Source organism: uncultured Granulicatella sp. (genome assembly GCF_963528315.1).
In the GTDB taxonomy this organism is placed as follows: Bacteria; Bacillota; Bacilli; order Lactobacillales; family Aerococcaceae; genus Granulicatella.
Map to the genome: position 1 here is coordinate 1 of NZ_CAURVV010000023.1, position 24,180 is coordinate 24,180.

Genomic DNA, 24,180 nt, shown 5'->3' on the forward strand with positions numbered 1-24,180 from the left:
CACCTTGTTTTCTTAGTTGATAAATTTCTATTTTATCTTCATAAGTTAATTTCATTAAAAAACACCCCAAAAGTTAGATTTTTCATGTCTAACTTTTGGGGTGCAGTACATTCGGTCGTCTTCTTCTCATTTATCATTAACGATTATTGCGCTATACCGTTTGAGTTGACATAGTATCCATCAGGAGTTGTTGTGTTTCTTAAAATAGCTCCTGATTTACCAGCATAGAACCAATACCCCTCTGCTTCAAACCATTCGTTTTCTGACATCTCTCCAGATGCATTGAAATGATAAACTTCATCTTGATATGTAATAAATACATTCGTAAGAATTGTACCTTTTCCAGATGCAACATACCATTTATTCCCTACTTGGAACCATTCATCAACTTTTAATGCGCCTGATTTATCAGCGTAATACCAACCTTCTTCTTGTTGGAACCATTGATTTTCTTTCATTGCACCTGATTCATCAAAGTAATACCAAGTTTTGTTTAACTTAATGAATCCTTTTTGCATAAAGGCAATACCTTTAGATTCACCTTCTAATTCTTTTAAATAATACCAAGTTCCGTTATCATTCACCCATCCCGTTTGAACTTCACCTGATTGATTTAAATAAGTCCATAATTTTGTTGTTTTTTTATCATCAGTATTCACATTAATTAATTGCCATCCTGATAATTTTTTACCATTTTCATGATAATAGACTTTATCATTTTGACGAATAAATCCTGTATTGTTTTGTTCTGCAGCTTGTACATTTGAACTTGTTGCTAAAAATCCAGCACCTAAAACTGCTAAACTAGCTAACATTAATTTATGTTTTTTCATTAAAAAACTCCCCTTTGTCATTACTATTGATATTTCGATCATTAATCAATTTCCACTTTAACACTTCATTCTCTGGGAAGTCAAATTATTAGGAGACTAACTCTTGAATTTTTATACGAAAAGTAAAAAACAGTTGAAGCGTAATTACTTCAACTATTTTTTCATTAAATTGTTTTATGTTTGTAGAAACTAAATCCTAATGAACTTACTAAAACTAGAATCGCTAGAACTGTCATAACAATATTCTCTTTTGAACCAGTGTTTGGTAAGTGATTATTTTTCTTAGTTTTTGGTTCTTCCGAAGTTTTTTCCTCTTCCTTCTTTGGTTCTTCCAAAACTTTAGGCTCTTCTTTAGGTTCTTTAGGAATACGAGGTTTTTCTTCTTGTGGTTTAGGATTTTCTGGGATTTTTGGTTTTTCTTCCTTAGGTTTTGGATTCTCTGGAATTTTCAACTCTGGTTTATCATGAATAGGAGGGTCGTTTGGAATAAATCCATCCTTAATCTCAAGTTTCAATTCGAATGTTTTAGGTTTAGCAATACGGTTCACTTGCATTGGCTGGTTCCCGTATTTTGAATAATATTCAACTGTTTCACCAATATATTCGGGTCTAATAAGTGACATGCTTGCTAGATCATACTCTCCTGGAGCTGTTTCTCTAGGAACCTTCACAACAATATCATTATTATCAATGTAAACTACAAAATTCTCATTGAATGTAAGAGTTCCATTTTTAAATCCTTCAATTAATTGTTTCGTATAATCGTCTTTTCCAGACAATCTAATTACTCGTTCATGTTGAGCATATTTTAGAACAATTTTATTACCATCTTCTAACGTAGCTTTTCCTTCGCTTTTTAATTGGTAATCCGGTTGTTGTTCTGATTTATATAGAGCAATTAAAGCATCTAGTCTTTCATTGAAATTTTGAATTTGAGCTTTTTCTTCCTCCGTTAACTGTCTCAGATTGTCGTTAGAATATTGACCATCTTCACTCTTATCACGTTCGATAATGTAAGGATTTTTAGGAAATTGTGTACCTAATAACTTCCATAAACGTTGTTGCTCAGTAGAAGCGTTTAACGGTGTAACTTCATGACCAGCGTAACCGATACCGAAGTTTTGAATTAATGCAGCATCTAAATTTTCTTCAATCACACGTTTTTCATATTTATCTAAATGATTCGAAGGTAATTTTGGATCAAAGCACCATACTAATACTTGATCTTCACTAATGGTGTAATAGCCAAATGTTGTTGCAAAATTCGTTGTTTGTGCAGCACTTTGTTTAATGAAATTTCCATCCTTATCGGTTGCATCTGGATAGTTAATTTGCCAGTTTTTACCATTTTCATCATACTCTTCAACATTTAGAGTGTAAGTCCCTTCCTGTTTAACTTTCGTTATATCTGGTTTCTTTGTGAAGAAAATTTGATAAATTAATTTCTGACTATACATTCCACCATTTTCAATAAGAGTTATACTAGCTTCATCAAACCCTTGTCTTGAAACTGCATATTTACCTTGCAATGTAGCTGGAATAGATATCGAAGCAAATACTCCTTGGTCCCCCTCTAATTGAATAGGATCGGCTAAAACAGTATTTGTTCCATCTTCTAAAAATTGAACTTCCAGTTTAATTTTGGGACTAGTTCCAGACTCTGCTTCTGCAATATTTCCATTCGTTAGCTTAAATGCCAAAAACACCGTTAGAAGCAATGTAAATACTGCTATTATTTTTTTCATATAATTCCCTTCTTCCTCTTTTGTAATATTTACACATAAATAATTCAGCAAATTTCTTCATTAAATCCAATTATTTACATGAGGTTAAAGATAATATACATCAGTTATATATATTTTCATAGAAAGATTTCCTTACAAATATTTAAAAGAAAATTACAAAAAAAACTAAATTTGAAATATTTGTAAAAATTTTTGAAACAAAAAAATAGCCTCGCTTTCGCGAGGCTATCTTCTATCAGTTATATATGAATGTTCAATTACACAAGGGCTGGAGTTTTTACAGCTTTTTCTTTTTTCTCTTTCCCTTTAATTGTAATTTTCCCTTTTGTGGCTCCAATAGTAACTTGTTGTCCGAAGCGAATTTCTCCACTTAACAATGCTTCACTTAATGGATCTTCAATTTTCTTTTGAATAGCACGGCGAATTGGTCTTGCTCCGTATTCTGGATCAAATCCTTCTTCTGCTAGTACATCTAATACTGCAGAAGTAATTTTCACTGTAATATTCAATTCTTGTAATCTTGAAGTAATTTCTTTTGCCATAATACCAACAATTTGTCTTAATTCTTCTTTTTGAAGTTTATGGAAGACAATCGTTTCATCAATACGGTTTAATAATTCTGGTCTAAATGAATTTTTCAATTCTTCACGAATTCGTTTTTCCATCGCATCATGGTTTTGTTGAACCGTTTTTGCACCAAATCCTACAGATTTTTCTTCACGAAGAGCCACAGCACCAAGGTTTGATGTCATAATGATAACAGTATTTCTGAAGTCCACTTTTCTTCCTTTTGAATCGGTCAAATGTCCATCATCTAATACTTGTAATAAAATATTAAACACATCTGGATGAGCTTTTTCAATTTCATCTAGTAAAATTACGGCATACGGACGTTGACGAATTTTTTCAGTTAATTGACCACCTTCATCAAAACCAACATATCCTGGAGGTGAACCAACTAAACGGCTAACGGAATGTTTTTCCATATATTCAGACATATCAATTCTGACTAGCGCATCTTGTTCTCCGAACATTGCTTCTGCTAAAGTTTTCGCTAATTCTGTTTTACCAACACCTGTTGGGCCTAAGAATAAGAATGAACCAATTGGTCGGCGTGGATCTTTTAATCCACTTCTTGCACGACGAATCGAACGAGCAATAGCACTTACAGCTTCAGATTGTCCAATCACACGTTTGTGTAGCACAGATTCTAAGTTGATTAAACGTTCACTTTCTTTTTTCTCCATTTGTTGAAGAGGAATTCCTGTCCATTGAGAAACAACTTCTGCAATATCCCCTTCTCCAATCGAAGCAACATAATCTGTTTTTGGTGAAGTTTCTAATTTTTCAATTAATTTTTCTAATTTAGCTCTCTTTGCTAATTCTTTTTTACGGAATTTAGCTGCTTCATCGAAGTTTTGGTGTTGAATCGCTTGATTTTTCAATTGTTCAAAATGTAAAATTTCTTCTTCTAATAAGACGATTGGAGAAACTTTAGTTGTCACATCTAAACGAGCTTTTGCAGCTGTTTCATCCATTAAGTCAATCGCTTTATCCGGAAGACGTCTTGAAGTAATGTAACGAACTGATAATTGTACCGCTGCTTGAATTGCTTCATCTGTGATTTCTACATGATGATGCGCTTCATAGTGTTTTCTCAACCCTTTTAAAATTTGAATACTATCTTCAGCAGTTGGTTCTTCTACATGAATAGAAGCAAAACGACGTTCTAAGGCAGCATCTTTTTCAATGTATTTTTGATACTCATCTAAAGTAGTTGCACCAATCACTTGTAATTCACCACGAGCTAAGGCAGGTTTTAGGATATTCGAAGCATCAATCGCTCCTTCTGCGCCACCTGCACCAATAAGTGTGTGTAATTCATCGATAAATAAAATCACATCTTGTTGTGTATAAATTTCTTCGATGATTTTTTTCATTCGTTCTTCAAATTCACCACGATATTTTGTTCCTGCTACTAATGCACCCATATCTAACATCATTAAACGTTTGTTGGCAATTTCTTCAGGAACTTCACCATTAACCATACGTTGTGCTAATCCTTCAACAATAGCAGTTTTACCAACACCAGGCTCCCCAACTAATACAGGATTATTTTTTGTACGACGGCTAATGACTTGAATCATACGACGAACTTCTTCATTTCTTCCGATTACTGGGTCTAATTTCCCTTGCCTTGCTAAGGCTGTTAAATCTCTTGATAAGCTATCTAATGTTGGTGTTTTATCTTTAGCGCTACCACCAGATACTTGACCTTTTGTTGAACGAGCTTTTGAAGGTTGAATTCCAATTTTTTCATAGATCGTCTTCATTAATTCTTCTAATGAAATATGATTGTCACGCATAATTTTTGTCGCTAATACTTCTTCTTGAAGTAAGCCTAATAATAGATGTTCTGTTCCTACTTGTGGAATTTTCAAACGTTTCGCTTCTTCTGTTGCTGCAACAACTACTTTTTTAGCTCTTGGCGAATATGGCATTAAATATGGATCTATTTCTTTACGATTGCTTCCGTATCCCGTTAATGCTTCAATTTCTTGACGAACAATTTCTGCTGTTAATCCTCTTTCTCTTAATAAAATCCCAGCAATTCCTTCTTGTTCAATGACTAGACCTAATAATAAGTGTTCAGTACCCACTGCTTGATGTCTAAAAGAAATTGCTTCCCTGGCAGCTAATACCATTGCACTACGTGCTTTTTCTGTAAACATTTCACTCATTCATGTCACCCCTACTTATACTTTAAACTGGTTAATATATTTTTCATCATATTACTACGAAGTTGATCACTACATTGCTCTGCTTTCGTTAACGATTCTTTGGACATCGCAATATTTAACAATTGTGCTTCTCGTTTTGAGAGGAGCTCATTATCATATAGATTTTGTAAAATATGATTGGCTTGTTTCATCGATAATTCTTCTGGAACAACTTCTAATAAGGCATCAATAATATCCATATCATCAACTAAATTCACTTTCATAATACGAATATAACCACCACCACCACGTTTACTTTCAACGACATATCCTTGTTGAACCGTAAAACGAGTATTAATCACATAATTAATTTGCGATGGAACACAATTAAAACGATCCGCAATTTCACTACGGCGAATCTCAACTTTCTCTTGCGCTAATAAGACGTTTTTTAAATATTCTTCTATAATATCCGACATATTTGACGGTTGCATACGAACTCTCCTCCCTTTTGACTTTCTTTGACTTTAATTATACAAAATTAATTTCTCTTTGCCAATAAAAAGAACTTAATCTCAGTAGAATTTCTTAAATTTATTCAAAAATTTAGTTGATTAGTTTTAAAAACAAAATTGATTGAAGAACAAAAAAACACCACGCCTAAAATCGTAGTGTCTCTTTTACTTTAAAACTGATGTCCAACTTCTCTCAAAGCATGAATAATAGACAAAATCATTTCAGAATCAACATGATTCTTCTTTAAATATTTTTCCAATTCTTTCAAAGATGATTTAGGATGTTTATTCATAAATTCTAACGCAAATGGCAAAGCTCTTTGAAACGCTTCTAATTGAACATCAACGAACGTATCCTTTTCCTCTTCAGTTGCTTCCTTGAACATTTTTCGACTATCATTTGACACACTAAAATCATCAAAATCCTCATCAAACTCATCGTCAAATTCATCGAATTCATCCTCAAAATCTAGATAAGGACTATCAGATGTCATTAAGTGAAATAAATGTTCAAATGTATACGTGTCAATCACAGATTCTTCAGAACCGATATGAAATAGAATTTTAAAAATATCCATCATTGGTGCTAAACTATCTTTTAAGAACTGTGCAAAAATCCCTCTTGTAATCCATTGAACTGGAATAAATTGTAAATCTGTATACAATCCCATTAATGTATGCTGTAGATGTTCTGGATCTAACTCATCCATTGGTTCAATCATAATAATTTCTTCATCTGAAGCAACGACTAATACATATTGTGGTCCTTTTTTCTCTTCTTTCCCATAAAAATGAGTTGGAGATAACATGAATCGCATTTCAAATGTTACAGGAACCGTAAATTGAATGGCTTTTTTCAAACGAAAAACAGATAACTCTGGAATATACAATTTTGGTTTTTCACTTTTATATCCAATAAATTCTTCATAAGAGAGGTCTTCAAACTGAATAATATCTCCTTCATTATAGAAACTTCCCTTACTCTTCTGATTATATGTAATCTTTGGTAAAATATTATTCTTCATCGGAATGTTAACTGATGCAAGTAACTCAAGATTTCCCTCTTTTGTTAACCAGTCAATTACTTTTTGGCATAATTTCACTTCTGCTCCTTTAACATCTCTTTTTAAAAGTTTGGCATCATTTAAACTCCAAATTAATGGATAAAGTTTTTTTCTTTTACGAGTGATACCCAATTCTCTCATTTTTTCTTTTTGACTATTAGGAATAAATTTTAAAGGAACAAAAATCATTTGAATCCCTTGACGTAATCCTTCAATTTCATCTAAATCTTCTTCTGTTTCAGCCATTTTTACTATATATTCTTCCGCTTTAACTCTTTGTTGATATTCTCGAATATCTTTATGGAAAAATGCTGCAAATTGCCCTTCCTTATTATGCATTAATTCTACAATAAATTGAACCTTACCAGATTGATTACAAACTGCCGCTGCCATTACTTCTTGTTTAAATTGTGTTAACGCTTCTTGAACTTGATATAAACCACTATAAATTTCTTCCATTTCATCACTCCCCAATTCTTCATTCATCCTTATTTTACTATGGTTTCAATGAAAAGACTATATATACCTTAGTATTTGATACTCAAAAGTACCTTATCCTCTATTTTATGATTCTATTCTTCTTAAAATATATAAAAAAGAAGTACCTAGAATTTTTTCTAAGTACTTCTTGTAAAAATTATTTAATCACAATACTTCTAACTTCTCCATGTACAGTTACTTGCATTTCTACTTGTTGTTCTTTTTGTACAAATGGTAAACGATTTTGAATCGTAGCAGGAGCACGATAGACTTTTTCATCTACCAATAGGTAGTAAATCGTATTTCCATTGATAACAACACCTTGAATATCTTGGACTTTACCTGTCACACTTGTTAAATGATCATCACTGTCTGTTCCAACTTGTTCCGTTGGTACAGATTGTTCATATTTTTGAATTAAACGACTCACACTTGTTTCTACATAGACGTTTTGATAATTTTCCACATCGATTAATGCATATTTTTTAATCAGTCCTGAACTATCTTTTAAGGATAAAATATACATCGGTTTGCCATTTAAACTAATCAGTAGTGGGAAAGTTGCTTTATAGCCTGTTTCTTGTACACTACCTTCTGCAGAACTCATTGCTGAAAATTCTTCTGCTGCTGATACTGGATACATCTTTGCTTCTTTTGTACGAGTATTGACTAATACGAATCCAATATTTGAATTGTCTGAAGCTACCGAAGTAATCCCTGTATATAGGTAAATATCATCATTCATCGGTAAGTAATTATACCCTTTTGTAGGAACTGTCACTCCTTTTTTAGAGAAAATCGTATTCCAGAATCCTAATTTATATTTTCCATTCATTTCCAACTGATGTAAAATTAATTCCGCACTATACACACGGTCTACCCAATGAGGAATTTCTTGTAAATTATAATGCTTACTTTCACCTGTTAAAGCATTCACCGTAATTAAACCATTCACTTCAGGTTCTCTTAAGAAAAAATTACGACTATAAGTTGAAGCAATATAATATGGTGTCCCTTCATCATCAACTTCAAAACTTGGACTACCAAATAAAGTAAATGGATGATGGAAACGTAAGTGACGATGAATATTACGGTTGAAATACTCTGCTTCACTATAACGAATTGGTTGACTTGGTTTCTTCACTTCTACATCTCCAGTAACCATATCTACTTGCATATAATTTGGAATTCCATCTTGATGATTAGAGAACCATTTCCAAAATCCTGCATATTTTAATGGAGAGACACGATACGGATGATTTTGAATATTAATTTGCGTATAATCTTCTGCCACTTCGAATTGAGAAACTAGGTCTGTCAAAGCCCCGATTCTACGATTACCTAATCTTGAAGCTGTATCACGATCAATTAATGGAATTTGTGTCACATCTGTCTTAGGAAAATCTGTCGCAAAGTCTGCATTTTGAACTTGAATCATTTTAGAATAAGATTCAGCAAAAAATAATGGAGACAAGATAAAATGACTTGCCGCAGCAATAACGATTAAAACTCCAACGATTGATAATACAATTTTAGAAACTAAGTGACTTTTAGACTGGCTCACTTGCTCCCAAGAAAACTTACTAGTGCTAGTTTTAAAAGCAATACTAGCTCCTGTCACCCATTCAATCGCTCCAACTAATACTAAAATCAAGGCTAAAAACACCCAGAAAGCAGGTGAAGCATAATGAATTGGTGGTAGATTTTTATAATAGTATAGTGCAATAATGATTACTGCAATAACATATAAAATTGATTTTGAAAAATTTAATCGAAAACTCTTTCCTTGTTGATTTCTTGCACTTCGATTGGCACTATTGGTTACATCTTTCATTTGTATTCCCCCTTTTGTTGTCTTCATTATATGTTTATCTTATAAAACTGTCCATACAACTTTGGGATGATTTTATTATCTAGAGTGTATTGGATGATGATTTTTGGTAAATAGCAATTTATCCATAAAAATACCGTCTTCCAATATGATCTTTGGAAAACGGTATTTCCTCTATGAAGCGTATAAATTTTGTCACAATACACTGTTTTTCGCAATTCATTTATGGTACACTCTCACCGTAGAAAGTTTTAAAGCGGTGGCAATCTCTATAAAGGTAGGTGATGCTTATGAGCATCTTCATTAAATCTATCGAAAGGAGGTTGCACTTTGTCAGTCTATGAAGGATTGACATTAATGTGTTCTTTTGCGACTTTACTAGTTGCGTTAGTAGCACTTGTTGTCAAACAGATAGAATTTAAGACAAAAAAATAACACCGCTCATGACTTTGACTAGTTGAGTGGTGTTATAAACACTATAAAAATTAGCCCCCGTCTTTTCAACGGTCTACATCAGAGTCGAGTTACAGCTCGGCTCTTTTTTGTATCTTTATTATATCAGAATTTCTGAGTTTTTCAAACAATGTATTTTTTACACCGTTCGCTATTATTTACTTTTTATTTATGGTACACTCTCACCGTAGAAAGTTTTAAAGCGGTGGTAATCTCTATAAAGGTAGGTGATGCTTATGAGCATCTTCATTAAATCTATCGAAAGGAGGTTGCACTTTGTCAGTCTATGAAGCATTGACATTAGTGTGTTCTTTTGCGACTTTACTAGTTGCGTTAGTAGCACTAGTTGTCAAACTGATAGAAATCAAGACAAAAAAATAACACCGCTCTAACTTTGACAGGTTAGCGGCGTTATCATAGCGTCAAAATCTTGCCACCGTCTTTTCAACGGTCTACATCAGAGTCGAGTTGGTGCTCGGCTCTTTTTGTATCTTTATTATACCAAAAACGAAACGGATTGCAAATTTCTGTAATTCCAAGGTTTCCTCTCATATCAAGCTCAAGTAATTCTACCCCACCCCAATAGAAAACAAGGTTTCCTATCCATTAAAACTAACTGCAAATAGCTAGCACCCTCTCATCACACAAAAATAGTCGCCTGATTCCAAAGAAACCGGCGACTCCATCCTATCTACTAACTACTATTGTAAATCTTTTGAGTTTGTCATAATCGCATCAATTAAACCATATTCTAATGCTTCTTGAGCTGTCATATAGTTATCACGATCTGTGTCTTTCTCAATTGTTTTGATTTTTTGACCCGTTTGTTTTGCTAAAATCGCATTTAAACGTTCACGTGTTTTTAAAATTTGACGAGCAACGATTTCGATTTCTGTTGCTTGTCCTTGTGCTCCACCTAAAGGTTGGTGAATTAAAATTTCAGCATTTGGTAACGCATAACGTTTCCCTTTTGTACCTGCTGTTAATAAGAATGAACCCATTGAAGCCGCTAAGCCCATCGCAATTGTTTGTACGTCAGCTTTAATAAAATTCATTGTGTCATAAATTGCTAGTCCTGCTGTAACACTTCCCCCTGGAGAATTGATATACATATAAATATCTTTCTCAGGATCTTGTGCATCTAAAAATAATAATTGTGCAATAATGGCATTTGCCATATCATCGTGAATTGGTCCACTTACCATAATAATACGATCTTTTAATAATCTTGAATAAATATCATACGCACGTTCACCACGTGATGATTGTTCAATAACTGTAGGAATTAAATTCATGTTGAATCCTCCATCTCTCTTTTAAATTTCATTTTTCTATATTAGTGTAACGGTTTTGTCAATAAAGGTCAAAGATTATGCTTAATGAATAAAATCAATAATCTTTTGCCAAATATCCCATGAAAATACTGAGAACGGATTGCCACCGCCACCAAGAGCACTGTAACCAATCATAAGCCCTACTATAAATAGCACAAAAGCTAAACCTAAAAATAAAGCGATACGAATGAGAACAATCATAAAAAATGGCTGACTATTATAAAACTGTTCTAATCTCTTAAACATGTCCTCACCTCTTATGGTCGACGAAGTGCATCATCGTCAAATACATTCGCAGTAGGATTCATCACTACACGTTTGGAAGAGAATAAACGTTTTAATCCATCAAACAATCCACGTTCTCTCTTAATACGATCTAGTAAAACCCCAGTTCCAATTGCAACACTTTCTAATGGGTTATCCGCTAAAAAGACTGGAACTTGTAATCGTTCTGATAACATACGATCAATGCCATGAATTAATGCTCCACCACCGGTTACTACAATCCCTCGTTCAATAATATCCCCTGCTAATTCTGGAGGAGTATCTTCTAAAACTAAACGAGTTTCTTCGCAAATCGTATCTAAAATTTCTTTTAGACAATGATAAATTTCATTCGTATAAATGGTTACCGTCTTCGGAAGACCAGTTGTCATATCACGACCTTTGACAATCATATCCGATTCAATTTCCACTTCAATGGCAGAACCTAAATCCATCTTAATCGCTTCTGCTGTTCTCTCTCCAATAATTAACTGATACTTCTCTTTAATGTAATCCATAATTTGATGATCCATATCATCACCAGCTAACTTAATCGAGCGACTTGATACAGTAGCCCCCATAGAAAGCACTGCAATATCACTTGTTCCTCCACCAATATCGACAATCATATTACCAGAAGGTGAGAATATATCCAAACCAACACCCACAGCAGCCACTTTAGGTTCTTCTTCTAAATAAATTGAATGTCCTCCACACTTAATTGCAGCTTGAATAATTGCCTTTTGCTCTACTGTTGTAACATTCGTTGGCGTACAAATTAAAATATCTGGTTTTTGGAAAAATGCATTTAAATGTAGTTTTTGAATAAACATTTCTAACAATTGCTCTGTTACTGCAATATCCGCAATAACCCCACCTTTTAGTGGATGAACAATGGAAATGTCTCGTGGTGTTCTACCTAACATTTTGTAGGCTTTCTCACCGACCGCAATTACTGTATTTGTTTTATCATCAACAGCAACTAATGATGGTTCATTTAAGATGATACCACGGTCTTTTAAATAAATTAAAATATTCGCAGTCCCTAAATCAATTCCAATATCTCTTGCCATAGGTCTCCCTTTCTTATTCTAGTCATTTTATTTGATATTCTGTCTTACTATCTATGTCCTAAATCTGTCCTTACACATTCATCCATAGTTACTTAGCATTATAGCATACTTTTGATAGATGGACTATTTTTGTGGTGGAAATAGGGGAAAATTTATTTTTATTTTAGGTTAAATAGTAAAAAGGAGAATGCGGTTTGGTCTACATTCTCCTGAATTAGTTTATTCATATAATGATATTAAGTTCTTTTATAAATATTTTGAAATTAATTTATTTTCAGTTTCTTCAATTTTTTCTTACTGTTTTATCAAGTATAATATTTCTTGAAGTTTTAACGTCAATCTATAACTTATTGAATTATCAATGATTTCTAATGTATTCTAAAATAGAATCATAATCTAATTCTGATGAAGCTACACCTATACCTAGCTTGACAATTTCTTCATCGGTCTGCTTTAGTACAATACCATTTAACTCTAAAAAAACAAGCATGATATAAATACCAATTCGTTTATTTCCATCAAGGAAAGCATGATTATTTATTAGCGAATAACAAAGTCTTGCAGCCTTTTCTTCAATACTTGGATAATGATCAACTCCAAAGTAAGGAGTAAAAGCTGAAGACAAAGAAGATTCTATCAATCCCACATCTCTGACACCATCTAGACCACCCGTCGCTTGAATAAGTCTACTATGCAATCCAATAACTTGTTTAACAGTCAGTATTCTCATTTTGCCAATTCCTTAAATGCATCAAGATGACGGGATAATACTGAAGTTGCAACTTCATCCAATGTTGACTGCTCTACAACTGTTGATATATCCTTCTTCTCTTTGATTAAACTCTGATAATCCACTAAAACATATTTTGGTGTGTTATTTTTCAAAATCACTGCAGTACCATTAGCATCTACCATACGAGCTACTTTAGAGAAGTTTTGATTTGCTTCCGAAATAGAAACTAAATTTTCAATATTAATTTGCATGTTATCTCCTCCTTTTATCTATTGTAACATTTTTTAGGATATATTCAACCTACAAGGTTCTTCTACTCCACCACAAGCTTACCTTCGTCATCTAGTTTAACGAACACAGGATTATACAACTTATTTTTTTTCGCTAATTTCTCTAATCTCGCCATATGATTCTGAATAATCTTATCATAATCTACTTTTGAAACTACAAACTTTTTCTCTTTTACAGCAATAATCTTACTATTTTCAACCAGTTCGCTAGGATAATGATTATACAGCATCGTTATCAGATTGATATCCTCATCATTCAAATCAGCCAAGTCCAACTCCGCTATGTTATATTTATGATTCAAAATTTCACTTTCTTTTGCCTTCCAAATATTTAGTTTCTTCATAAAACTAGACCATTCTTCTTCTGTGAGTGTCTGAACTATAAACGCACATCTCTTTGCTCTATTTTCATTTACATTAATGACTCTCTTTTCATAGCTATATTTAGAAGAAATATGAAATCTATCACCAACTTTCCCATAGTCCGTCCATACAGCCCCAAAAACTGGTCCTTTTTTTACTCCAATTAGAAAATTCAAATCCGATTCGTCATTTTCTATTTCAGAGAAAAATTCATATAAGATCAAAAAGATTTGTAATTGATAGCGTCTATTGTATAAATCTCTTTCATGTACTTGTAACCAACCACTAAGGGTATATTTTCTGTCATCAGAAAACATCATAGATATCATCCTCCTTAAACTTCCAAAATGACTGTTAATCGTAATATCTATCCTTATTATAAGTCTTAAAGGAAATATTGACAAAGATATTTCGTCAGCTGATTTTATAGAGAAGCATTTTGCTTCTATCATTTATAGGGTATACAAAAAGGGCTTCATCCCTTATATTAAAAGCGTCCAAACTATTTAAGAGGAGATGAAACCTTATGACTACTATAAAGATAAAATGTTAAAAAAGGAATTAGGCAACCATCAGTCACCTAATTCCTTCAAAAACTTATTTAATAGAACTCCTAACAAATATTTTATGCCCTGTTGAGAAATCTCACGATTTATCTATCTGTCTCCACCAACCGATGAAGTTGTAGTTGAAATTGGATTTGTAGTTGAATCTGCATTCGAACTCACTTCTTTGTCTACACTTGAACTACCTGCAGTTGTTTCAGGAGCAACTGCACTCGCACGAGTCACTTCTTCAACAGCATGATTTGGATTACTTGTTGAATGATTTTCTTCATTCGATGTTTTTTCCAAAACTGATGATGTAGTTGTCTCATGAGTTTCATTTTCTCTACGAGGTTCTTTTTCAATAGAGTTGTTTTTCAATGTATTCTCAACGGTTGTTGTTCTCGCTTTTTCAGTTTCTTTTTGAACTTTCTTCACTTCTTGAGGAATGTCTTTTAGCCATACACCTTTCGCATCAACTGTGTAGCCATCTGGTGTTTTTCCACTCTTCAATAATTCCCCCGTTGCTTTGAAGTAATACCACTTACTATCGATTTCAGTCCAAGATTCTTTTGCTCGTTCGCCTGAAGTTTTGTAATAGTAGTTTCCATTCCAGCCTGTTATCATATGTCCATCATTGGCTAGCGCGTACTCCTGTTTATCTAACTGAAGTTCTCCAGTCTTCATCTTGCCATCGCTGTCTAAATAATACCAGTTATCTTTATCTTTGAGCCAACCTGTTTTCATCTCTCCTGATTCGGCAAAATAATACCAAGCTTTGTCAATCCATTTCCAGCCTTTTTGCATATCACCATCTTTAGATAAGTAATACCATTGTCCATCTGAACTAGCCCAACCTGTTTCCATCTGACCATAGATGTTGAAAAGATACCACGAATCATTAATGAACTTCCATTTTGTTGCCATTTCTCCAGAATCTTGTAAATAGAACCAACGACCACGCCATTTTTTCCATTGGCTTTCTAACATAGCTCCATTCCCTTTGAAGAAATAATAACGACCCGCAATCTCACTCCAACCAATCGCATGTTCACCAGTAGCATATTGATACTTCCAAACATCATCTTCCACATACCACTTCGCAGTAAAACTAGGAATTCGAGGATACTGTGTTGAAATATTCTTAAATCCATCCGTACGAATATCAAAAACGGTCGCATCATATACTGCGCTACTTGCCTTAATCAATTCAGCACCATACGATTTCAATTGATTGATAACATCTGTTGCCAGTTGATTATTCTTCGAAGGATTACTACTTGAAGTTTGTACCACAATCGAAGGTTGTAAATTTTGCAGTAAATTAGGCGTATTCGAAAATTCCGCATCAAAATGATGATTAAACTTCATCATATCGACTTTTCCAATGATTGGACCGTAATAATCCTCATTACGATAATCTAAATTGTTTAAATCACCTGCCGTAAAAATTCTCTTCCCATTGACAGTAATAACACTAATGATTGAATTAGAATTATCATCTACTACTGGTGTTAATTGACCATTTGTATATTTATTTTCATAATTGTAAAGTTGAATGTCCATATCCCCTAAAGAAAAATGCGCTTGTTCTTTTGAAATATCTTGAATCACTGGAATTCCTTTTTGATTTGCTACAGCTAATACCTTGTCATAATTATACTGACTATCCCACAATCTCTCCTTATCCGTAATTCGACTATCACTATAACGCTTCATATAAACTTTATTGACATTAAAATTCTCCATCAACTCATCCGCATTCCCAATATGATCTGAATGAGCATGAGTAATTAAAATAAAATCTAATGTTTCTACACCCACATTTTTCAAATGACGCATAACACGTTCTGTCATCACATTTCGATAATCCGTATTATCACCCTCACGATAAGGATAACGTGCATCACTTCCATCTGGAAAATCATAATCTTCTCCCGTATCAATCATGGCATAATGTCCATTACTTTCTAATAAAATAGCATCACTCCCAAGATTCGTTGGGGAAACATTTATAAAGTGAATCTTGTTTCCATTTCCTTCTTGTGCTTGAACTGGATTCATAAAACTAAGAAATCCAATTGTTGCTAACATCATCCCTATTTTCAATTTTTTCATTGAATAATTACCTCCCTTATTCTTTTTATAGTATAAAACAATACGCTATTATCCTCAATCAAAATTTTGGAGCAAAAAAAGAGAGCTTTCGCTCTCTTCTTCATCAGTATTCTTATTATACCCATTCACCATCAGCGTTAACAGTGTAACCATCTGGTGTTGTTGTATTTGTTAGTAATGCTCCTGAAGTATTGAAGTAATACCATTTACCTCCAATTTGTTGCCAGCCAGTTTGCATTGCACCTGAGTTGTTCATAAAGTACCAAGTGCCACCTACTTGAACCCAGCCAGTTTCCATAGCACCTGATTCATTTAGGAAGTACCAGTTTCTACCATCTAATAACCAACCTTTTTGCATTGCTCCTGATCCGTTTAGATAATACCATTTACCTCCAACAAATTGCCAGAAAGTTTGCATTACACCATCATTGTCTAAATAATACCAAGAACCGTCTAATATCCAGCCTTTTTGCATTACGCCAGCAGCATTGTAATAGTACCATTTATCGTCAATCTTATTCCAACCTGCTTCAACATTATCTTCTGATAATTGATACGTTTTACCATTTACAACAACGCTACCTGTTTTACGAGTACCGTCTTCGTTAATGTAATAAACTTTTTTACCATCTTCAATTAAACCAGTTTTACGCTCACCTTCAGGAGTTACATAGTAATATTTCTCTCCATCTTTGATTAAACCTGTTTTGTTTTTACCATCTTCAGTGAAGAAGTACCATTTATTTTCAACTTTCTTCAAACCAACTACTTGAACACCGTCTTCTAAGTAATATTTCTTATCGCCAACAGTAAAAATACCTTTTAAAATTGTTCCGTCTTCTTTGAAGTAGTAGTATTTATCTCCAACTTTTTGCCAGTTAAGTTGTTGCTCTCCTTCAGCATTAAAGTAGAATCGTTTATCACCTTCTTGAAGAATACCAACCTTTGCAGATCCATCTGCTAAAAAGAAGTATTTTTTACCTTCAAAAGTTGTAAAACCTGAAGCTGGTTTACCATCAACTTTTAAGTATTTCTTACCGTCTTTAATAGTCCATACATAATTTGTTGAAGATGAATTTTGGTTAGCAGTGCCACCATTATTCTGATTATTGTTGTTAACACCATTATTTTGGTTACTATTATTCGAATTATTTTGACTTCCATTTCCACTATTACTATTTGAATTAGTATTTTTGGTATACATATGGAAGAGAACACCCTCAAATCCATCATCTTTTCCATCTCTACCATATGAATAAGTATATCCATCAATTTTTGGAGGGGTTGTATTTGATGCTGCATCTCCTTTTAAAGAGTCTTTAATATCGACAATTTTACCATTTTGATAAATTACATAACGTATTTCTTTAAATTTTTTAGTTTCTGTTGCTGGTGCAGTAGTTGAATCTGCAGCTGTATTATTAGTTATTCCCTCAGCACCTACTGGTTGTAAAGCTGCCAAAGCAACTACTGAACTTGCTAATAAAATTGTTGTTAATTTTTTATTCATAAATAATTCCTCCAATATTATTTATTAATTATACCCATTCACCATTTGCATTCACTTTATAACCATCAGGAGTTGTACCATTTGTTAATAAAGCACCAGAATCTTTGAAGTAGTACCATGAAGAACCAATTTTTTGCCATCCATTCACCATAGCTCCTGAATTATTCATATAATACCATTCACCGCCAACTTCAACCCAGTTAGTTTCCATTGCTCCTGATGTATTTAAGTAGTACCATTTATTATTATCTTGTAACCAACCTTTTTGCATTTCACCAGATCCATTTAGATAGTACCATTTACCACCTTCGAAGATCCACCATTTTTGCATTTCGCCATCAGTTCCAAGATAGTACCAAGTGTCATTTACTTGTAACCAACCTTTTTGCATTTCGCCTTTAGCATTATAATAGTACCATTTACCATCAACTTGTTTCCAATCAGCTTTTGCACCGTCTTCCTCTTCAGTTAATGTATATTCTTTACCATTAACGGTTACTTTGCCGTGTTTACGTTCCCCTTCTTCTGTAACGTAGTAGTATTTTCCACCACCTGCTTCAATTAGACCAACTTTACGTTCTCCTTCAGAAGTTAAATAGTACCATTTTCCATCTGTATTTTTTACTAATCCTGATTTAGTTGTTCCATCTAATGTGAAATAATACCAAGATGAGCCTGATTTATAAACACCTTCTTGAATAACTCCATCTTTAGCATAATATTTTTTATCATCAACAGTTATCATACCTGTTTTACGAGTACCCGTACTATCAAAATAATAAGTTGTTGATCCTACTTTAACAATACCTGTTTGTTTAATTCCGTTATCTCCTAAGTAATAACGTTCATAATTATTTAAAATAATCCCTTTTGCCATTACACCTTCACTATCGAAGTAATATGTCTTACCATCAATTAATGCCCAACCTTTTACAGGATTACCTTTTGAATAAAAGTATCGTTTACCAGAAGCTTCACGCCACTTGTTATCTTTATCTGTTGTTTTATATCCTTGTGTATTTACTTCATCGCTTGGAGTAGTTGGATCATTCACTTCTGAATCAATCTTAGCTTCTTTTTCAACAAATAAATAATATCTTCTTCCACCTTCTACATATACTTTTTGATATTCATATCCTTCAATTTTAGGATGTTTTGAAAGTGGTTGATCTCCATCTTCATAAAATACTGTTGTACGATTATTATTACGTGAATTTTCCGCCTTAACCCATTCTGTACGATAAACATTTTCCTCTTTTGCTTCTACAGTTGTTGTAGCAACTGAATAAGCTGTTAATGTTACTGCACTTGCCATTGTTAAGCTTGATAAAGCTACGATTACATTTCTTTTTTTCATCATACATCTCTCCATTTTGTATCATTTATAAGATTGTTTAGAATCTTACAAATGTATTATACTACAAGTTTTTCTAGAATACTAAGAAATTTTCGAAAAATTTAAAAAAAAGAGAGAAAACTTTCGTTTTCTCTCATAATTTTTTAATTTAATAGGTATTAAACCCATTCACCGTTAGCGTTAACAGTGTATCCGTCAACAGTTGTGTTAACAGCTAATGCACCTGTAGCATCTACATAGTACCATTTACCGTTCACTTCGAACCATTGGCTAACTTTTAAAGCACCTGAAGCTTCTAAGTAGTACCAAGTACCGTTATCTTGTAACCAACCAGTTTGCATTTCACCTGAACCGTTTAAGTAGTACCAAGTTCCGTTGTCTTGTACCCACCATTTTTGTGATACGCCTTCAGCGTTGAAGAAGTACCATTTACCGTCTACTTGTTTCCAGCCAGTAACAGCTTTGTTATTAGCATAGTATCTCCAACCAGCTTCTTCTTGTACCCATTCTTCTTTTGCTACATTGTAAGTATCAGTTTTTTCAATTACTAATTCACCAGTAACGAACATGTCTGAACCTTCACGTACAACTTCTTCTGCATCAAGTAGAGTACCTACTGTAAGATTAGCAGGAACAAAGTAACCTTTTGGAGCTTGATCAACACGGTAAACTACATAACCACCGTTTTCAACAGCAAACTCAACATCACCTGCTGCGTCAGTAACTCCTTCAATTAAAGCTGGTTTTTTGTAGTTGTCAAAATCTTCTACTGTTTTGTATACTAAAGCAGCTACTTTAGCACCTGCTACAGGGTTACCTTGGATATCTTTAACATGTACACGAACATGAGTACCATTTCCAAATACATCTGGTAAAACTTTACCATCTTTACCAATACGGTTTCTTACATCGTATGGGTTTTTAACTGGAGTTGCTGGTTTGTATTGATCAGCTTCTGGAACTACACCATTAGTAGTGTCAGCATTAACTGTAGTGTAAGCAGCAAATAATGTTAAAGCTGCTACGCTTGATAATAATAATTTTTTCTTCATAATATTATACCTCTCTTTATTTTTTTTGGTTTTTATATTATAAGATAATGCTACCTCACTGATTGTTCATTGTCAAGCTATTTTACGAAAAAAGTTGTATTTTTCACTTTTTAGGTTATGGTTATGATGGTAATAAGTTCATAACTTGTCATGTCAACCTGTGTTTTCACAATATTTATAATATTGTTCTTTCAAACAAAGATATAATACCACTTATCCACAGTTAGTGCAAGTATTATAATATTACGGTTATTTTACAATTGCTTTGTTCGATTATTACAAGTATTTGTTTGATTATTTCAATTTTTTTCTTGTGAATTTCACTTTTATTTCCTATATATTATTTCGTTTCATTAAATATATTTATTCTTACTTTTGTTTTTTCTATTAGCTTCATCAGTAATTTCTTTTTTCTTCCTTTTATTAGTATCGATTTGTTATGGCTTTGCCGGTCTAATATTTATTAGCTTAATTCCCATTACTTAATCAATGAAGTCTTCCTAAATATATTCCTGCCCTTTTATTGTCATCATGTTTTATGAATAACTGATTTGTTGGTTTAGTTTTCATATTGTTTCAATCTTTATTTTTTCTCCATCTATATACGAAAACAAGTTCATATGACACAAGGATATATTGATTTATAGCATATAAATTCTATTCTTGAGCGTTCATATACTCATCTAATTCAATTAAAGAAATACTTAATCGTTTGGCTCCTTCTTCTTTAGAAAGAAGACCATCTTTAATCAAACTGATAATCATCATTTTCTTTTCGTGCTCAATACCTTCTACTTTACCTTCTGTCAAAGCCTGACTTATTGCATCTTTCTTATCTTTCTCTATAGTCGCTAAAAAAGTTGAATATGCTTGGAGATATCTTGTTCTTTCATCGTACATTTCTCTTTCCTCCTTTGTCCAATCTATTCGTCTCATAATTCGATCGGCTTGTTCTAATATTCCTTCAGTTTTTTGCGTATATGGTTGATTTCCAAAAAACTCAATCCATCTAACTTTCTTATATTCCTGTATCTTGTCTTTATTATACTTCTCTAATTCTAAAAATGTAGTTAGGTTAAGTCTTGTTCTTCTTCAAATCCTTTAAAATATACTTTCAATTCATCGTTTTTATTTTGAATCAGTCGACAATCAAAGACTTAATTTGGTGATCAAATTGATTCACCAATAGGATTTTTTCGAACAACCAAAAAAACAGCCCATAAACGAGCTGCCCTTCATTTCACTTCTATTCCATTTCTTTTCTAAATGTTTCGATTTCTTCAATCGACAATCCTGTATATTTTTGGATTTCTTCCATTGGTAAGTTCATTTTGAAGCATATCGTCACTTGTCCTTTGCGTTCTCCAAGTGCTACGCCTTTCTCCATCCCTCGTTTTTCTCCAAGTTCTACGCCTTGTTGACGTCCGATTTCAATTCCCTGTTCTATTCCTTCTTCGAGTTGGTGTTTCATGACTTGATAATATACATCCTCATATTTTTCCATTAATTCTGCAAGCCTCCGTTCTTCACCTGCTAGATTAGAGAAGTTCACGATTTTTTGTGCTTCTTTTAATCCTCTACTTGATTTCGCATTAATTGTACCATTTTTTAGAAAGTCTCGCCACTCTGAAAAGTCTGTATTTTCTTCTTCAAGAATAGCTTTATCTGTTAAGTTTACTAGATAAATTCTCCAATACGGTTGTTGTTTTTTATTTCTGATTTCTCGATGATAGGCGAAGTTGGTTAATCCAATTTCTACTCTTGCTTCTTGAAATTCTGGGAATACTGTAAAATTAGTGACAACAATAGAAATAATTGGTTTCGCAGTTTCTGCTTTGTAGTTTTGCGTATAAGTGGTTGCCATATAGTTAAAGATTCGTTCAAAAAAGTCTTTATGCTGATAGAGTTGCATTTCTATCATAATTTCCATGCCATCTTCCGTAGTAGCTGCTACATCAACAATCGTACTATACATTACTGGATTTAGATTTTCTATCGTCTTTTGATAAGTTTCAATCTGATATGGATTTGTTGGTCTAATATTTGTTAGTTTCATTCCGGTAACTGCCTCGATGAAGTCTTCCAGAATATATTCCTTTCCTATTGTTGTCATCATTTTTTTGAAGAGTAAGTCATTTGTTGGTTTAATTTTCATATTGATTCCTCCTTTATTTTTCTCTTCACCTATATATACGAAATAAATCGAGAAAAATATTTTTTTACAGGAGAATTTTTAATCATATTTACATTCGATACTGAACAACGTACCTTAATGTACCATTCTTATACCTTCCGATATACTTTCCACACCTCACTTTTACCGTTTTCTTTCAATACTGAGCACCGTTTCTCAACACTTCATACGTATCCCGTTCTCCTTCAAAATGTCCAAGCACACCCTACAATCTCCAACACAAAAAAACACCCTCGATTTCTCGAGGGTGTCGTCAGACGTCTAATACTATTGAAGCTTACGCTAAGATTAACTATCATTTATCATGAAGTAATCCGATCACGTTCAATCTTATTCTTCGTCTTTTTTGTTTCTTTTTGGAGCTACTAGTCCTAATCCTGCTAGGATTGCACTTGCTGCTGCACCTAAGATAGCTGATTCTTGACCAGTACCTGTATTTGGTAATTCTTGACGATTTACTTTTTCTTGTTTAGCTGGTGTTGTTTCAACTACTTTTGGTGCTGGAGCTACAACTTTACGGTAGATGTGACGAACGTTTCCGTTAGCATCTTTTTCAGTTCTTACTAATTCATATTCTGCGATATCTTTAGCTGGAACTTCACCGTTTTCGTTAGGAATAATTAATGTTCCATTTTCATCCACAAATGTTGTCATCACTTTTGCTTCTGGAGTTGCTGGAGTTACTTTACGGTAAACATTACGTACATTACCATTCGCATCTTTTTCAGTACGAACGATTTCGTAACCTTTTAATTCTTTACCTGGATGTGATCCATTTTCATCTGGGATGATTAATTCTCCATTTTCATCTACATAAGTTGTTAACACTTTTTCGTAAACTGGTGTTGATGGAGTTGGTGCTGGTGTTGGAGTAGATTCTACTTTTTCATAGATATGTTCTACATCACCATTTGGTAATTTCTTCGTTTCAACAAAGCGATATCCTGGAATATCTTTCTTAGGTTGTTCACCATCTTCAGTTGTTATTCCTGGGATTACATTTCCATCTTTATCTTTGAAGAATGTTTGAACTGGAGCGTAAGTGTGAACTGTATCTCCTTTTCGACTAGTTGTTGTACTTACTAGTTTGTAACCTGGAATGTTCTTAGGTTCTTTTGTTCCTTCTTCAATTTCAGTTCCTGGAATTGGGTGACCAGCTTGATCTACGTATCTTGTCGTTACTTTTTCGTATACATATTCAGTATCTCCATTTGGAAGTTTCTTAGTTTCTACTACTTGGTATCCTGGAATGTTCTTAGGTTCTTTTGTTCCTTCTTCTGTTGTTGTTCCTGGGATTGGGTTACCTTTTCTATCTACGTGTTTAGTTGTTACTGGTTCGTAGATGTGTTTAGTATTACCTTTTTCATCAGTTTCAGTCTTAACAAGTTTGTATCCAGAAATAGTTTCTGATGGGTTTTTACCATCTTTAGATGGAAGTAATTCAGTTTCTTTACCGTCTTTTCCTACTACTACAAATTTAGTGTCAGGACGAACTGTTGGAGTGTAAGAAGCTTTGATTGTCTTACCGTTCTTATCTTTACGTACAACTTCTACTGGAGTAGCTGTTCCTACGAAGTCTTTTTCTGGAGTAAATGTTACTTTACCATCTTTATCGATTGTGTAAGTTCCTTCTCCTGGTACTTCTTTAGTTGTTGATCCATCTTTAAACGTTGGAGCTACTGTAGTGTCTACATCACCTTTGAATA

General features: G+C 33.4%; 21 protein-coding genes. 2 read left to right on the forward strand and 19 right to left on the reverse strand.

Annotated elements, in window-relative coordinates:
* Positions 1–143 precede the first annotated feature (143 nt).
* The 6 genes from RYK07_RS05905 to RYK07_RS05930 all read right to left on the reverse strand — a co-directional run bounded on the left by RYK07_RS05905 (position 144) and on the right by RYK07_RS05930 (position 9,191).
* A complete protein-coding gene (locus RYK07_RS05905; RefSeq protein WP_314348752.1) occupies positions 144–833 on the reverse strand; it encodes a hypothetical protein in 690 nt (229 codons plus the stop codon).
* A 164-nt stretch (positions 834–997) separates the two neighbouring features.
* Complete coding sequence (locus tag RYK07_RS05910; protein ID WP_314852884.1) at positions 998–2,578, reverse strand: LPXTG cell wall anchor domain-containing protein; 1,581 nt, start codon at positions 2,576–2,578, stop codon at positions 998–1,000.
* A 257-nt stretch (positions 2,579–2,835) separates the two neighbouring features.
* Positions 2,836–5,319, reverse strand: coding sequence for an ATP-dependent Clp protease ATP-binding subunit (locus RYK07_RS05915; RefSeq protein ID WP_314852886.1), 2,484 nt, complete (start codon positions 5,317–5,319; stop codon positions 2,836–2,838).
* An 11-nt stretch (positions 5,320–5,330) separates the two neighbouring features.
* Positions 5,331–5,792: a CtsR family transcriptional regulator gene (locus tag RYK07_RS05920; protein WP_314852888.1), complete on the reverse strand. Its 462-nt coding sequence runs from the start codon at positions 5,790–5,792 to the stop codon at positions 5,331–5,333.
* A 191-nt stretch (positions 5,793–5,983) separates the two neighbouring features.
* Positions 5,984–7,336 carry a hypothetical protein gene (locus RYK07_RS05925; protein ID WP_314852889.1) on the reverse strand — a complete coding sequence of 451 codons (1,353 nt, stop codon included), beginning with the start codon at positions 7,334–7,336 and terminating at the stop codon, positions 5,984–5,986.
* Positions 7,337–7,514: 178 nt separating this feature from the next.
* A complete protein-coding gene (locus tag RYK07_RS05930) occupies positions 7,515–9,191 on the reverse strand; it encodes a hypothetical protein (RefSeq protein ID WP_314852890.1) in 1,677 nt (558 codons plus the stop codon).
* Positions 9,192–9,518: 327 nt separating this feature from the next.
* On the opposite strand from RYK07_RS05930, the gene RYK07_RS05935 reads away from it, so the two are divergent.
* Positions 9,519–9,623 carry a putative holin-like toxin gene (locus RYK07_RS05935; protein ID WP_314852891.1) on the forward strand — a complete coding sequence of 35 codons (105 nt, stop codon included), beginning with the start codon at positions 9,519–9,521 and terminating at the stop codon, positions 9,621–9,623.
* A gap of 294 nt (positions 9,624–9,917) precedes the next feature.
* Complete coding sequence (locus RYK07_RS05940) at positions 9,918–10,022, forward strand: putative holin-like toxin (protein ID WP_314348758.1); 105 nt, start codon at positions 9,918–9,920, stop codon at positions 10,020–10,022.
* Positions 10,023–10,342: 320 nt separating this feature from the next.
* Here the strand turns inward: RYK07_RS05940 and clpP are convergent, their stop codons facing one another.
* From clpP to RYK07_RS06005, 13 genes are all read right to left on the reverse strand, one after another.
* Positions 10,343–10,936, reverse strand: a complete 594-nt coding sequence (gene clpP, locus RYK07_RS05945) for an ATP-dependent Clp endopeptidase proteolytic subunit ClpP (RefSeq protein WP_227930954.1) — start codon at positions 10,934–10,936, stop codon at positions 10,343–10,345.
* Between the two features lie 81 nt (positions 10,937–11,017).
* Complete coding sequence (locus RYK07_RS05950; protein ID WP_314852894.1) at positions 11,018–11,221, reverse strand: DNA-directed RNA polymerase subunit beta; 204 nt, start codon at positions 11,219–11,221, stop codon at positions 11,018–11,020.
* Between the two features lie 11 nt (positions 11,222–11,232).
* Positions 11,233–12,312 (reverse strand): rod shape-determining protein, encoded by a 1,080-nt coding sequence (locus RYK07_RS05955; protein ID WP_314852895.1) that lies wholly within the window; start codon positions 12,310–12,312, stop codon positions 11,233–11,235.
* A gap of 358 nt (positions 12,313–12,670) precedes the next feature.
* Positions 12,671–13,042, reverse strand: a complete 372-nt coding sequence (locus RYK07_RS05960; RefSeq protein ID WP_314852896.1) for a type II toxin-antitoxin system death-on-curing family toxin — start codon at positions 13,040–13,042, stop codon at positions 12,671–12,673.
* Positions 13,039–13,296: a type II toxin-antitoxin system Phd/YefM family antitoxin gene (locus tag RYK07_RS05965; RefSeq protein WP_314852897.1), complete on the reverse strand. Its 258-nt coding sequence runs from the start codon at positions 13,294–13,296 to the stop codon at positions 13,039–13,041. Before RYK07_RS05965 ends, RYK07_RS05960 begins: the two co-directional genes overlap by 4 nt.
* A gap of 62 nt (positions 13,297–13,358) precedes the next feature.
* Positions 13,359–14,150, reverse strand: a complete 792-nt coding sequence (locus tag RYK07_RS05970) for a hypothetical protein (protein ID WP_314852899.1) — start codon at positions 14,148–14,150, stop codon at positions 13,359–13,361.
* 204 nt (positions 14,151–14,354) lie between these two features.
* The gene (locus tag RYK07_RS05975) at positions 14,355–16,361 is read right to left on the reverse strand and encodes an MBL fold metallo-hydrolase (RefSeq protein ID WP_314852901.1); all 2,007 of its coding nucleotides are present in this window, start codon (positions 16,359–16,361) and stop codon (positions 14,355–14,357) included.
* Between the two features lie 115 nt (positions 16,362–16,476).
* Entirely contained in the window at positions 16,477–17,871 is a 1,395-nt protein-coding gene (locus RYK07_RS05980; RefSeq protein WP_314852902.1) for a hypothetical protein, read from the reverse strand.
* A 28-nt stretch (positions 17,872–17,899) separates the two neighbouring features.
* Positions 17,900–19,231 (reverse strand): nucleoside triphosphate hydrolase, encoded by a 1,332-nt coding sequence (locus RYK07_RS05985; RefSeq protein WP_314852903.1) that lies wholly within the window; start codon positions 19,229–19,231, stop codon positions 17,900–17,902.
* Between the two features lie 155 nt (positions 19,232–19,386).
* On the reverse strand, positions 19,387–20,280 hold the full coding sequence (locus RYK07_RS08955; protein WP_399546464.1) for an N-acetylmuramoyl-L-alanine amidase family protein: 894 nt from the start codon (positions 20,278–20,280) through the stop codon (positions 19,387–19,389).
* Between the two features lie 657 nt (positions 20,281–20,937).
* Positions 20,938–21,180: a hypothetical protein gene (locus tag RYK07_RS05995; protein ID WP_314852904.1), complete on the reverse strand. Its 243-nt coding sequence runs from the start codon at positions 21,178–21,180 to the stop codon at positions 20,938–20,940.
* 346 nt (positions 21,181–21,526) lie between these two features.
* Positions 21,527–22,435 carry an Rpn family recombination-promoting nuclease/putative transposase gene (locus RYK07_RS06000; protein WP_314852905.1) on the reverse strand — a complete coding sequence of 303 codons (909 nt, stop codon included), beginning with the start codon at positions 22,433–22,435 and terminating at the stop codon, positions 21,527–21,529.
* Between the two features lie 369 nt (positions 22,436–22,804).
* Positions 22,805–24,180: MucBP domain-containing protein (locus RYK07_RS06005; RefSeq protein WP_314852906.1), on the reverse strand; the 1,376-nt coding region annotated here is incomplete at its 5' end.